Genomic DNA, 12,572 nt, shown 5'->3' on the forward strand with positions numbered 1-12,572 from the left:
CCAATGGATCCGCGTGTGGATGCCCCACTATGGATGCCCACTGGTCCGCACGGACAGGAGCCCCCTCCCGGCTCCCCCCGCCCTTCATGCCCCCGGAAGCTACACGCTTGTTCGACGTTGCGCTTCCCCTACCGGGAGAGAAGTGCCCCGGATCGACGGAATTTCTGGTTTTCCTCGCATTCGAGGGTGATGAGCGGTACGCGCACGGCCCCGCCCCTGAGCAGGGGCGGGGCCGTGTCGACGGGCCGTTCGGACCGGTCAGTTCGCGCCGAACGCGATCACCAGGTACTCCTTGTCCCCGCTCGACAGGGAACTGGCGAAGATCGCGGACATGTACAGGTGGCCCTGTGAGTACAGGTATTCGGAGTAGTCCGGCGTCATGCCGGTCTCCACGTCCCGTACCGACTCGGTGGCCGGGTTCTCCAGCAGCTTGGTCTCCTTGAAGGAGCTGCCGTCGATGCTGACGATCTGCCCGCCCTTGTCGTACGGCGGGCGCTTGTACGCGATCAGGTTGGTGCCGTCCATGCGCACCGGGGAGATCGTGTAGTCCTCGCCGGCGTCGGCGCGCTGGCCGGTCTGCTTGCCGGTGGCGAGGTCGAGCGCGACGATCTCGTTGGTCTGCGAGAAGTCGCCGGACCCGTCGTGCTCCTCGGTCGGCAGGTAGAGCCGGTCGTTGCCGACCGCGATCTGGTGGCACTCCTCGATCTTGGTGATGCCGTCGCAGCTGGCCGCGTACTGGTCGCTGGGCGCGGAGATACGGGTGCGCAGCTTGCCGGTCTTGCTGTCGATGGAGAAGAAGTCCGAGATGCCGCTGCCGTCCTTCGCGGCCTCGCCGATGTCGGCGGCCACGACCAGCGGGTCGGTCGACACGACGCTGGCGTAGCTGATGCCCGTCGCCATCTTGTAGTCGGAGGCGACCTTCCCGGACTTCGGGTCGAGGGTCTGGATGTGCAGCTGGGGCGCGTCGTAGGAACCGCAGCGCCGCACCGCGACCAGCTTCGCGCCGCCGCCGTACCCGGCGTCGTAGCAGGTGTCGGTGGGCTTCGGGGCCCACAGCTGCTTGCCGGTGCCGAGGTCGAAGGCGGCGCCGCCGCTGGTGCTGCCGACGGCGACGGTGCCCGAGCTGACGGTGACGTTGTTGAAGCTGATCGCCTGGTCACCGGAGTTGGCGGTCTTCGTCCACAGCTTCTTGCCGGCGGCGAGGTCGAGGGCCGCGATCTGGCTGCAGCCGTGCGAGGGCTCGGCCTTGGTCGGCATCTTGGGCTGGTAGATGACCGCGGTGCGGCCGTCGGCGGTGACGTGGTTGCTGCCCTGGCACACCGGGCCGGGGAGCTTGATCGTCCACAGCTCGGTGCCCTTGTCGGGGTCGTAGCCGACGATCTCGGCGACGCCGCTCTTGGCGTACACCTTGTCGGTGAGCCAGGAGCCGGCCGTGGAGACGGTGCTGTCCTTGCCGACCTCGGGCGCGGGGACCTGGAAGAGGACCTTGGAGGCGGGGTTGCCGGGCACCTTCTCGACCGGGGTGGTGGAGGTGCCCGTGCCGCCGCCGGTGTCCGTGTCGGTGCCGCCGGTGCCGCCGTCCTTGTCGTCGGTGCCGCCGGTGGTGCCGCTGGAGCTCGCGGTGTCGTTCTTCTTGTCGTCCTTGTCGCCGGAGGAGGACGCGTACCAGACGCCGCCGCCGATGATCAGGGCGATCGCGACGACGGCCGCGACGATGATGGCCAGCTGCGCGTTGACCTTCTTCCCGCCGCCGGGGGCCTGGCCGGGCTGCGGGTGCAGCGGCATGGTCCCCTGCGGGTAGCCGTAGCCGGGCGGCTGCTGCCCGCCGTACGGGTTCGGCTGCTGACCGTAGGGCGGGGGTTGCTGGCCGTACGCGTTGGGCTGCTGGCCCGGGTAGCCGTAGCCGGCCGGGGGCTGGGGCTGCGGGGGCTGGGGCGCCTGGGGTGCCCCCGCCTGCGGGTAGCCGTAGCCCGGAGGGGTCTGCGGCGGCTGGGGCGGCTGCGGGTAGCCGTAGCCCGGCTGCGGCTGGCCCTGCGGAGGTGCCGGGGGCTGCTGCGGGGCCTCGGGGGTCTTCGGCGCGCGGGGGTCGGACGCCGCCTGCGGCGGCTGGTCCTGCGGCTCAGGCGGACCGAAACCGGGCTGCTGCGGGGGCTGGTGGGGAGGCGGAGGGGGCGGCTGGGTCATGACGTGAGTACCTCGAAGGCGAAGTCGGCGGGTGCGGCGGGGACGACGGAGACGGCGGGGACGGCGAGAAGCAGCGGGCGCACGGGGCGAAGCGTCACTTGCCGTAGGCGAGCATCAACTTCTCCTTCTTGTCGGTGTCGCCGGCCAGACGCGTGGTCGAGATGTAGAACCGCCCGTCGACCCAGTCGATGTCCTTCGAGTAGAAGCCCCGCTCGATCTCCGCGGTGCCCTCGGGCATCTGCAGCAGCGTCGTCGGTGTGTGCCCGGAGCCGGTCGTCGGGATCGACACGACCCGGCCGCCCGCGTCGTACGACGGCTGCACATAGGCGACGAGTTTGCCGTCCTCGACCTTCAGCGGCACCATCGACTCGGCCACCGGGGACTTGACGCGCCACTTCTCCTTGCCGGTGGCGAGGTTGATCGCGACGATCTCGTTGGCCCCCGTGCTCGCCTCGGTGGGCAGGTAGAGCGTGTCGGCGTCGGCGGCCACGCCCTGGCAGGCCTGGAGGTCACCGCCGAGGAAGCCCCAGCCGCACTCGGGGGCGAAGTCCTCGTCGAAGGCGACCTGCGAGCGGAACTTGCCGGTGGCGGTGATCGCGGAGATGTTCCACGACTTCTTGTCGTCGTTGGTGCTGTAGACGACCAGCGGGTCCAGGGAGTAGACGTGCTCGACGGTCCAGCCCTTGTCGAACTTCTGGGTCCACTTGGCCTTGCCGGTCGCGGGATCCAGCTCCTGCACCTCGTCGTGCTCGGTCGTCCGGCTCGCGTCGCAGGACGCGACGGCGATCAGCCGGGCGCCGCCCGCGAACGCGGTCGGGAAGCAGGCGTTCCCGTACTTCTTCTTGTCGAAGAGCTTCTTGCCGGTGCGCACGTCGTACGCGGTGCCGGACTGGGAGCGGCCCACCATCAGGGTGGTGCCGGTGACGGAGAGTTCGATGGAGGCGGTGCTGTCGAACAGCGCGCCGTCCGCGACCTCCGCGGTCCAGCCCTTCGCGCCGGTGTCGAGGTCGATCTCCTGGAGCTGGTTGCACTCGGCGCGGTCGCTGGTGCCGTTCATGTACGCGACGACGATCTTGTCGTCGGACGTCTTCTGCGGGGTGACCGCGCAGATCTTCTGGTCGAAGGCGACCGTGTCCCAGGTGGGGGCGCCGTCGCCGACGTTGTAGGCGACGAGCTGCTTGTACGCCGCCTTCACCGCGGTCTTGTCGGTGATCCACATACCGGGGGCGTCGGCCCCGTCGCCGGGGGCGTCGGGTGCCTCCTTGTACCAGAGGATCTTGGCCTCGCCGGCCTTGCGGCCCTCGTTGAGGTTCTCCGGGTCGGCGCCGCCGGCACCGCTGCCGTCACCGGGGTTGACCGGGGAGTCGGAGGCGGTGGGCTTGGAGTCGTCGCTCTTCTCCGCGGCGGGCTTCTTGTCGTCGTCGCCACCGTTGGTGACCGCGAACACGGTCCCGCCGATGACGAGCAGCGCGGCCACCGCGGCGCCGATGATGACGGCCGTCCTGCCCTTGAAGGGGCTGCCGGAGCCGGGCGGCGGGGTGCCGGGCGCGCCCGGGAACTGGGGCTGCGGCGGATAGCCGTACCCCTGCTGCTGGGTGTACGGCCCCGGCTGCTGGGGATAGCCGTACGGTCCCTGCTGCTGGCCGTAGGGACCGGGCTGCTGGCCGTAGGGCCCGGGTCCGGGCTGCGGAGGCTGCTGTTGCGGATAGCCGTAACCGGGCTGTGGCGCACCGGTCGGCGGAGCCTGGGGTGGCGGGGGCGTCTGCGGTGGCCCCTGCGGTGGCGGTGGGGCTCCGAAGCCGCCGCCCTGTGATGGTGATGGCTGGTCCTGCGGCGCGCCGAAGCCACCCTGCGGCGGCTGGTTGGGCGGCTGAGTCATCAGCGCGTTCCCCCGTTCAGTCACTGATTTTTAGCCACGGCTCAAGGCTCGTGGCGGCCCCGTTGCCGTACTCAGAAAGCTAAGAATGTTCTCAGACGGCTCTTTCTATCACCCGGGACCGACAACGCACCGGGCCGGTTCTTCCCCTGTTCCCAAGGGAGGACCGGCCCGTGATGCCCCCGTTATGCGCCTTCACGCACCCTTCACGCGTCCTCGGCGAGTTCCAGCCATCGCAGTTCGAGGTCGTCGCGCTCGCCGGCCAAGTCGCGCAGCTCGGCATCGAGTTCCGCCACCTTCGCGAAGTCGGTGGCGTTCTCCGCGATCCGGGCGTGCAGCTTGGCCTCCTTCTCGGAGACCTTGTCGAGCTGGCGCTCGATCTTCTGGAGTTCCTTCTTGGCGGCGCGCTGGTCGGCGGCGCTGACCGCCGGGGCGGCCTTCTGGGAAGCGGCCGGTGCGGGGGCGGCGGAGGTGTTGGCGGACTGCTCCATGCGGCGGCGCCGCTCCAGGTACTCGTCGATGCCGCGCGGCAGCATCCGCAGGGTGGCGTCGCCGAGGAGGGCGAAGACCCGGTCGGTGGTGCGCTCGACGAAGAACCGGTCGTGGGAGATGACGACCATCGAGCCGGGCCAGCTGTCGAGGACGTCCTCCAGCTGGGTCAGTGTCTCGATGTCGAGGTCGTTGGTGGGCTCGTCGAGGAAGAGGACGTTGGGCTCGTCCATGAGGAGGCGCAGGAGCTGGAGCCTGCGGCGCTCACCACCCGACAGGTCTCCCACCGGCGTCCACTGCTTCTCCTTGTTGAAGCCGAACGTCTCGCACAGCTGCCCGGCGGTCATCTCGCGTCCCTTGCCGAGGTCGACGCGCTCCCGGACCTGCTGCACGGCCTCCAGCACCCTGAGGGTCGGCTTGAGTTCGGCGACCTCCTGGGAGAGGTAGGCGAGCTTGACGGTCCGGCCCACGGCGACCCGGCCGCCGACCGGCTGGGTCTCGCCGCCGGTGCGCGCGGCCTCGGCCATGGCCTTCAGCAGGGAGGTCTTGCCGGCGCCGTTCACCCCGACCAGACCGACGCGGTCGCCCGGGCCGAGCTGCCAGGTCACATGCTTGAGCAGCACCTTGGGACCGGCCTGGACGGTGACGTCCTCCAGGTCGAAGACGGTCTTGCCGAGCCGGGTCGAGGCGAACTTCATCAGCTCGCTGGTGTCGCGCGGCGGCGGCACGTCCGCGATCAGCTCGTTGGCGGCCTCGACGCGGAAGCGCGGCTTGGAGGTGCGGGCGGGGGCGCCGCGGCGCAGCCAGGCCAGCTCCTTGCGGACCAGGTTCTGCCGCTTGGTCTCCTCGGTGGCGGCGATGCGCTCGCGCTCGGCACGGGCGAAGACGTAGTCGGAGTAGCCGCCCTCGTACTCGTAGACATCGCCCTTCTGCACGTCCCACATCCGGGTGCAGACCTGGTCCAGGAACCACCGGTCGTGGGTCACGCAGACGAGGCCGGAGCGCCGCTCGCGCAGGTGCTGGGCGAGCCAGGAGATGCCCTCCACGTCGAGGTGGTTGGTGGGCTCGTCCAGGACGACCAGGTCCTGTTCCTCGATGAGCAGCTTGGCGAGCGCGATGCGGCGGCGCTCACCGCCGGAGAGGGGGGCGATGACGGTGTCGAGTCCCTGCGGGAAGCCGGGCAGGTCGAGGCCGCCGAACAGGCCGGTGAGGACGTCCCTGACCTTGGCGTTGCCGGCCCACTCGTGGTCGGCCATGTCCCGGATGACCTCGTGCCGGACGGTGGCCGTGGGGTCGAGGGAGTCGTGCTGGGTGAGTACGCCGAGCCGCAGCCCGCCGGAGTGTGTGACGCGGCCGGTGTCGGCCTCCTCCAGCTTGGCCAGCAACCGGATCAGGGTCGTCTTTCCGTCACCGTTGCGGCCGACGACACCGATGCGGTCCCCTTCGGAGACGCCGAGGGACACGCCGTCGAGGAGGGCACGAGTGCCGTACACCTTGCTGACGTTCTCGACATTGACCAGGTTGACGGCCATTTCTCTCCTGACAAGGGGGACGATCGACCTTCCAGAGTAGCCGGGCGGGCCGTCACCCTTTCGCGCCGCGTCTCCCCCGCCCCCTACCCGGTCAGCGTCCCGCCCGCGCCGGCGGCGCCCAGCAGCGCCTGTTCCCGGGCCACCGCCTCGCGCGCCCGGGCCAGTCCGAGCACCACACGGGCCTCGGAGGCGGCGTCGGTGCTCTGGTCGCCGGTGAGCGCACCGGCGACCGAGAAGCCGTGCTCGATGAACGCCGAGCAGGCGGTGTGCGACGACGTGGGCGCCGGCCGCTTCGAGACCGTCCCCGGTCGCGCAGGGCCGTGAGGGCCGTCCTGTCGGCCTCCAGCCGGTCGACGCGTCGGGGCAGGCCGGTTCCGAGGAGTGCGGCGTCCGAGCCGGAGGCGTTGATGCCGGCCGTCGGGGTGGTGGCAGCCGTCAGGGCGGTGGCGGCCCTGTCGGCGGCCTCACGGGCCCGAAGAAATCGCGACTTCCCTGTGCGCGTCGGACACATGAGGCCGACATGCCGACGCGCAGGCTAGATCACGGTGGCGCCCGGTGCCGGCCCCGCGGCCACCCGCACCGCACGGCAGGTGCCCGAGGTCCGCAGCGCCCGCGCCACCTTCACCGCCGACTCGGCGTCAGACGCCAGGAACGCCGTGGTCGGACCGGAGCCCGAGACGAGCGCCGCGAGAGCACCCGCGGCGCGGCCTGCGGCCAGGGTGCCGGCGAGTTCCGGGAAGAGCGAAAGGGCGGCGGGCTGAAGGTCGTTGGAGACGGCCGCGGCGAGCGCGTGCGGGTCGCCCTTGGCGAGCGCGGCGAGCAACGGCCCGGAGGCGACCGGCTCGGGCACGTCCAGCCCCTGAGTCAGCCGGTCGAACTCACGGAAGACGGCCGGGGTCGACAGCCCGCGCTCCGCCATCGCGAACACCCAGGAGAAGGTCCCGCCGACCTCCAGCGGCTCAAGCCGCTCCCCCCGCCCGGTACCGAGCGCCGCCCCACCCACCAGGCTGAACGGCACGTCACTGCCCAACTCGGCGCAGATGTCGAGGAGTTCCTCGCGGGAGGCGTTCGTGCCCCACAGTGCGTCGCACGCGAGCAGGGCGCCCGCGCCGTCCGCGCTGCCGCCGGCCATGCCGCCCGCCACGGGGATGTCCTTGGTGATGTGGAGATGCACGGCGGCATCGAGGCCGCGGCGCCGCGCGAGGGCGAGGGCCGCCCGCGCGGCCAGGTTCGTGCGGTCCAGCGGCACCTGGCCGGCGTCCGGCCCCGCGCAGGTCACGCGCAGTGCGTCGGCCGGGGTCACGGTGACCTCGTCGTAGAGGCCGACCGCCAGGAAGACGTTGGCCAGGTCGTGGAAGCCGTCGGGGCGGGCGGCGCCGACCGCGAGCTGCACATTGACCTTGGCGGGAACCCGCACGGTGACGCTCACTGCTCGGCCTGCTCCGTGTCGTTGTGGGCCTGGTCGGCGCGGTCGGCGTGGTCGGCCTTCTCGGTGACACGGTTCTCGGCGATCCGCGCGAACTCCTCCACCGTCAGCGACTCCCCGCGCGCCTGCGGCGAGACACCGGCCGCGACGAGGGCCGCTTCGGCCGCCGCCGCCGACCCGGCCCAGCCGGCGAGCGCGGCCCGCAGGGTCTTGCGGCGCTGCGCGAACGCGGCGTCCACGACGGCGAAGACCTCACGCCGGGTGGCGGTGGTCTTCGGCGGCTCGGCCCGCCGCGTCAGCGCGACCAGCCCGCTGTCGACGTTCGGTGCGGGCCAGAAGACGGTACGGCCGATGGAACCGGCCCGCTTGACCTCGGCGTACCAGTTGGCCTTGACCGAGGGCACGCCGTACACCTTCGAACCGGGCGGGGCGGCGAGCCGGTCGGCGACCTCCGCCTGCACCATCACGAGGGTGCGCTCGATGCTCGGGAAGGTTTCGAGCATGTGCAGCAGGACCGGTACGGCCACGTTGTACGGCAGGTTCGCGACCAGCGCGGTCGGCGCCGGACCGGGCAGCTCCCGGACCTGCATCGCGTCGGAGTGGACCAGCGCGAACCGGTCGGCCCGCCCCGGCAGCCGGGCCGCGACGGTCGCGGGCAGCGCCCCCGCGAGGACGTCGTCGATCTCGACGGCCGTGACCCGGTCGGCGACCTCCAGCAGGGCGAGCGTGAGCGAGCCGAGTCCGGGTCCCACCTCGACCACCGTGTCGTCGGGGCGGACTCCGGCGGTGCGGACGATCCGGCGGACCGTGTTCGCGTCGATCACGAAGTTCTGGCCGCGCTGCTTGGTGGGACGCACACCGAGGGCGGCCGCGAGTTCACGGACGTCGGCGGGGCCGAGGAGGGCGTCTGGGGTGGGGCTCGGGGCGGGGCTGGTCACGGCACAAGAGTACGGGGCCCGGCCGGGCCGGCCTCACCCGTGCAGCCGCGCCCCGCAGTGCGGCCAGGGGCTGGCCCCCCGGCTCACGTACAGCTTCTTCGCCCGGAACGTCTGCTCCGCCGCGGGCGCGTCCTGCGGGCGGCCCGAGCCGCCGAGGCTCTGCCAGGTCCGGGTGTCGAACTGGTAGAGCCCACCGTACGTCCCGGAAGGGTCGGTCGCGCTCGGCCGGCCACCGGACTCGCAGGTCGCGAGGGACTGCCAGTCGAGGTGGTCGGCGCCCTGCACGGACGACGGCATCGGTTTCGTGCCCACCTTGACCACCTGCGCGCGCGGCTCCCGCACCACCTCGGTCCGGGTCCGCCGCGGTCTCTGCTTCACCCCGTTGACGGTCCGCAGGGTGTACGTGATCCGCCGCAGCCCCGGCTGCCCGGCCCGCTCGACGACCTCCGTGCCCCGGAACAGGGAGGGGTCCTCGGTCCGCTCCACCTCGAAGGGGATCGGCTCCTCGCGGACCTCCTTGGTGCCGGTGATCCTCAGCACGGTCACGGTCTGTCCGTCGCGCGGGAAGCTGTCCGCCGCGACGGACGTGGTGTCCTGCCCGTGCAGGGTGATCCCGGCCGCGTCGACGGCCTCGCGCACGGTCGCCGCGTTGGTGCGGATCGTGCGGGCCCGGCCGTCCGCCATGACGGTCACCGTGCGCTCGGTCCGCACGTCCAGCGCGAGTCCCTCGCGGCCGATGGGCCGGGAGCGCGATACGGACATGTACGCGCCCTCCGCACGCACCCCGAGCTGCTGGAGCGCCTCGTCCACCGTCCGTGCCGTCGTCCACACCTCACGCTGCAGGCCGTCGAGGGTGAGCCGGACGGGGCGCCCGTACCGCACCGCGACCTCGTCGCCGCTGGCGAGTTCCTCGCCGGGGCCGGGCGCGACCACGTCGTGCGCCCCGACCCGAACGCCCTCCTCGGCGAGGAGTTCGGTGACGTCGTCCGCGAAGGTGTGCAGGGTGCGCGGGTGGCCGTCGACGCTCAGCTCGATCGCCTTGTCCTCGGCGACGAACGCGGTGGTGCCGCCGGCGAGGAACGCGACGACCAGCGCCTGGGGCAACAGGCGGCGCATGGTGCCGTCGGAGCGTTCCGTGTACCGGGCACGGCGGCGGCGGGCGGCCCGCCCGGTCGGCCCGTCGTACGCCACGGGCTCGGAACCGGGCCGGGGTTGGGGCTGCGGCTGGGGTGGCGCGGTCTGCCGCGGCAGTCCGGGTTCGGGCGCCTCGTAGGCGGGCCGGTACGTGTCGTCGTACGTCTCCGGCGCCGCGTACACGCCGTAGGCCAGCGTCGGAGCGCTGTGCACATCGGGGTACGGCTCGCCGTACGGCGGGTTCGGGCCGTACGTCTCGTACGTCTGATACTGCGCGTTGCTCACGCCGACACACTCCAGGGGGCCGGAGGGGTCCATCGGGGTCCGGATCGGGCTCCCAGAACCTAGCGGAGCGACCGTCACTCTCCAAAGCGACTCGGCTACCCAGAGTTGTGTTCGGGTGGATCGATAACGAAACGGCGGAGGGTCAACAGCCGAACGCGCGTGCCGTGTTGGCCGCGAGTGCCGACGCCAGCGCGTCCTCGTCCATGTCGCGCACGGCGGCCATCGCCCGCACCGTGACCGGAATGAGATACGGGGCGTTGGGCCGTCCGCGGTACGGAGCCGGCGTCAGGAAGGGCGCGTCCGTCTCCACCAGGAGCAGCTCCGGCGGGGCGACGGCCACGGCGTCGCGCAGGTTCTGGGCGTTCTTGAAGGTGACGTTGCCGGCGAAGGACATGAAGTACCCGGCGCGGGCGCAGATCTCCGCCATCTCGGCGTCGCCGGAGTAGCAGTGGAAGACGGTGCGCTCGGGGGCGCCCTCCTCCTTCAGCACGCGCAGGACGTCGGCGTGGGCGTCGCGGTCGTGGATGACCAGGGCCTTGCCGTGCCGCTTGGCGATCTCGATGTGGGCGCGGAAGGACCTCTCCTGCGCCTCCTTGCCCTCGGGGCCGGTGCGGAAGTAGTCGAGTCCCGTCTCGCCGACGCCCTTGACCTGGGGAAGTCCGGCCAACTGGTCGATCTCGGCGAGCGCCTCGTCGAGCCCGGCGTCCCCGCCCGGGGTGCGCGCCCCCTGCCGGGACCAGCCGTCGGGGTCGCCGTGGACGATCCGCGGGGCCTCGTTGGGGTGCAGGGCGACAGTCGCGTGGACGGCCTCGTACCGCGCGGCCGTCTCGGCCGCCCACCGCGAGCCCTTGAGGTCGCAGCCGACCTGGACGACCGTGGTCACCCCCACCGAGGCGGCTTTCGCGAGCGCCTCCGCCACGGTCCCCGACTGCATGTCGAGGTGGGTGTGGGAATCGGCGACGGGCACCCGGAGGGGCTCCGGGAGCGGCGGAGCGGCGTTCTTCCCGGCGTTGCGGTCGGCGTTCTTGTCGGCGTTCGAAGGCATGCCCCGATCCTACGAAAGGGGCACGCCTCCTCGGCCGGCGCTCGGCTCAGCTCGCCTTGCGCTGGAACGGGTGCAGGAGGTCGGACAGGTGCCAGTGGTGGTGCTCCCCCTCCGGGTGCCCGCCCTCGGCGGCCGCCGCCTGCGCCGGTACGGCGGTCGGCGTGCGGCGCTGCCCGTGCACCGCGTTACGGGCCGACTCGACCCGTCCCGGCCGCATGATCCGGACGACGTGGTTGTCGCAGTTCTGGCAGGTGGGCCTGGAGAGCGGCGAGGGCACGACCCGGCCGGCGACCACGTACTGCACGAACTCGCGGCCATCGGCGTCCACGTGGTGCTCTATCTCGTACGACTGCTCCCACCCGTGCCCGCAGCGCATGCAGGCGAAGGAATACGACTCGTGGACGACGGCGATCTCACTCATGCCAGCTCCTGATGTCCGCTGGATCGAGGGGACGGAATGAGTCCCTCGACCCAGTGGACGCCTCCACCGGCGTGAGCGCATCAAGCCTGTCGAGTGTTGGCGGCGATTTGGGCGTTCCTTGCCAAACCGCCCTGTTGACCCGCTCCCGGCTTTGCTTTTCAGGCCCGCCCTTTGCGCGCGCATGGGGCGCTCGCTCAGAGGAGATACGCCCTGCTCAGGAGGCATGTGCGCCCGCTCACAGGATGCATACGCCGGGCGCATGCAACAGGCCGTGCGCCCTGGTTTACGCCCCCGGGTGGTGCCGCTCACGCCCCCGGTGTGAGCGGCAGCCCGGCCCCCGCCCCCGCGTTCTTGGCCGCCACCACCGCGTCGAACACCTGCCGCTTGGGCAGTCCCGCCTCGGCCGCCACCGCGGCGATCGCCTCCTTGCGACGCTCCCCCGCCTCCTCGCGCACCCGCACCCGCCGCACGAGTTCCCCGGCGTCGAGCTCCTCGGGACCGCGCTCCGGCGCCCCCTCCACCACGACGGTGATCTCCCCGCGCACGCCCTCCGCCGCCCACGCGGCCAGCTCGCCGAGCCCGCCCCGCTTGACCTCCTCGTACGTCTTGGTCAGCTCCCGGCAGACGGCGGCCCGCCGGTCGGCGCCGAAGACCTCGGCCATCGCGGCGAGGGTGTCGTCGAGCCGGTGCGGGGCCTCGAAGTACACCAGGGTCCGCCGCTCCTGGCCGACCTCCCGCAGCCGGGACAGCCGTTCGCCCGCCTTGCGCGGCAGGAAACCCTCGAAGCAGAACCGGTCGACGGGCAGCCCGGACAGCGCGAGTGCGGTGAGCACGGCGGACGGCCCGGGTACGGCGGTGACCTTGACGTCCTTCTCGACGGCGGCGGCCACCAGCCGGTACCCGGGGTCGGACACGGACGGCATCCCGGCGTCCGTGACGAGCAGCACACGCGAGCCGCCGAGCAGCGCCTCGACCAGCTCGGGGGTCCGGGCGGCCTCGTTGCCCTCGAAGTAGGAGACGACCCTCCCCTTCGGCGTCACCCCCAGTGCCTGGGTGAGCCGGCGCAGCCGCCGGGTGTCCTCGGCGGCGACGACGTCGGCTCCGGCCAGCTCCTCGGCGAGCCGGGGCGGGGCGTCGGAGATGTCGCCGATGGGCGTTCCGGCGAGGACCAGGGTTCCGGGCGTGGCAGTCACGTCCCCCATCCTCCCAGGGGCCACCGAATCCGAACGCATCCGGACCTCT

9 protein-coding genes are annotated in these 12,572 nt (G+C 72.1%); all 9 read right to left on the bottom strand.

What is annotated here, in order from left to right; genetic code table 11:
- Window positions 1-258: 258 nt before the first annotated feature.
- The 9 genes from ACZ5VD_RS18905 to rsmI all read right to left on the bottom strand — a co-directional run bounded on the left by ACZ5VD_RS18905 (window position 259) and on the right by rsmI (window position 12,532).
- A complete protein-coding gene (locus ACZ5VD_RS18905; RefSeq protein WP_468548926.1) occupies window positions 259-2,184 on the bottom strand; it encodes an outer membrane protein assembly factor BamB family protein in 1,926 nt (641 codons plus the stop codon).
- Window positions 2,185-2,278: 94 nt separating this feature from the next.
- Window positions 2,279-4,063, bottom strand: a complete 1,785-nt coding sequence (locus ACZ5VD_RS18910; protein ID WP_468548927.1) for an outer membrane protein assembly factor BamB family protein — start codon at window positions 4,061-4,063, stop codon at window positions 2,279-2,281.
- Window positions 4,064-4,266: 203 nt separating this feature from the next.
- A complete protein-coding gene (locus ACZ5VD_RS18915) occupies window positions 4,267-6,081 on the bottom strand; it encodes an ABC-F family ATP-binding cassette domain-containing protein (RefSeq protein ID WP_468548928.1) in 1,815 nt (604 codons plus the stop codon).
- A gap of 535 nt (window positions 6,082-6,616) precedes the next feature.
- Entirely contained in the window at window positions 6,617-7,510 is an 894-nt protein-coding gene (locus ACZ5VD_RS18920) for a 4-(cytidine 5'-diphospho)-2-C-methyl-D-erythritol kinase (RefSeq protein WP_468548929.1), read from the bottom strand.
- Window positions 7,507-8,445, bottom strand: a complete 939-nt coding sequence (rsmA, locus tag ACZ5VD_RS18925) for a 16S rRNA (adenine(1518)-N(6)/adenine(1519)-N(6))-dimethyltransferase RsmA (RefSeq protein ID WP_468548930.1) — start codon at window positions 8,443-8,445, stop codon at window positions 7,507-7,509. The genes ACZ5VD_RS18920 and rsmA overlap by 4 nt, the downstream gene beginning before the upstream one ends.
- Before the next feature lie 33 nt (window positions 8,446-8,478).
- Window positions 8,479-9,864, bottom strand: coding sequence for a ubiquitin-like domain-containing protein (locus ACZ5VD_RS18930; protein ID WP_468548931.1), 1,386 nt, complete (start codon window positions 9,862-9,864; stop codon window positions 8,479-8,481).
- A gap of 142 nt (window positions 9,865-10,006) precedes the next feature.
- A complete protein-coding gene (locus tag ACZ5VD_RS18935; protein ID WP_468548932.1) occupies window positions 10,007-10,909 on the bottom strand; it encodes a TatD family hydrolase in 903 nt (300 codons plus the stop codon).
- A 46-nt stretch (window positions 10,910-10,955) separates the two neighbouring features.
- Window positions 10,956-11,330 (bottom strand): hypothetical protein, encoded by a 375-nt coding sequence (locus ACZ5VD_RS18940; RefSeq protein WP_468548933.1) that lies wholly within the window; start codon window positions 11,328-11,330, stop codon window positions 10,956-10,958.
- Between the two features lie 305 nt (window positions 11,331-11,635).
- Window positions 11,636-12,532: a 16S rRNA (cytidine(1402)-2'-O)-methyltransferase gene (rsmI, locus tag ACZ5VD_RS18945; RefSeq protein WP_468548934.1), complete on the bottom strand. Its 897-nt coding sequence runs from the start codon at window positions 12,530-12,532 to the stop codon at window positions 11,636-11,638.
- Between the last annotated feature and the right edge of the window lie 40 nt (window positions 12,533-12,572).

This window comes from Streptomyces sp. NPDC032822, from assembly GCF_055578825.1.

Excerpts from the sequence above, each read along its gene's own strand:
- ACZ5VD_RS18910 (WP_468548927.1), bottom strand. The coding sequence starts at position 4,063 with ATGACTCAGCCGCCCAACCAGCCGCCGCAGGGTGGCTTCGGCGCGCCG.
- ACZ5VD_RS18905 (WP_468548926.1), bottom strand. The coding sequence starts at position 2,184 with ATGACCCAGCCGCCCCCTCCGCCTCCCCACCAGCCCCCGCAGCAGCCC.
- ACZ5VD_RS18940 (WP_468548933.1), bottom strand. The coding sequence starts at position 11,330 with ATGAGTGAGATCGCCGTCGTCCACGAGTCGTATTCCTTCGCCTGCATG.
- rsmI (WP_468548934.1), bottom strand. The coding sequence starts at position 12,532 with ATGGGGGACGTGACTGCCACGCCCGGAACCCTGGTCCTCGCCGGAACG.
- ACZ5VD_RS18935 (WP_468548932.1), bottom strand. The coding sequence starts at position 10,909 with ATGCCTTCGAACGCCGACAAGAACGCCGACCGCAACGCCGGGAAGAAC.
- ACZ5VD_RS18915 (WP_468548928.1), bottom strand. The coding sequence starts at position 6,081 with ATGGCCGTCAACCTGGTCAATGTCGAGAACGTCAGCAAGGTGTACGGC.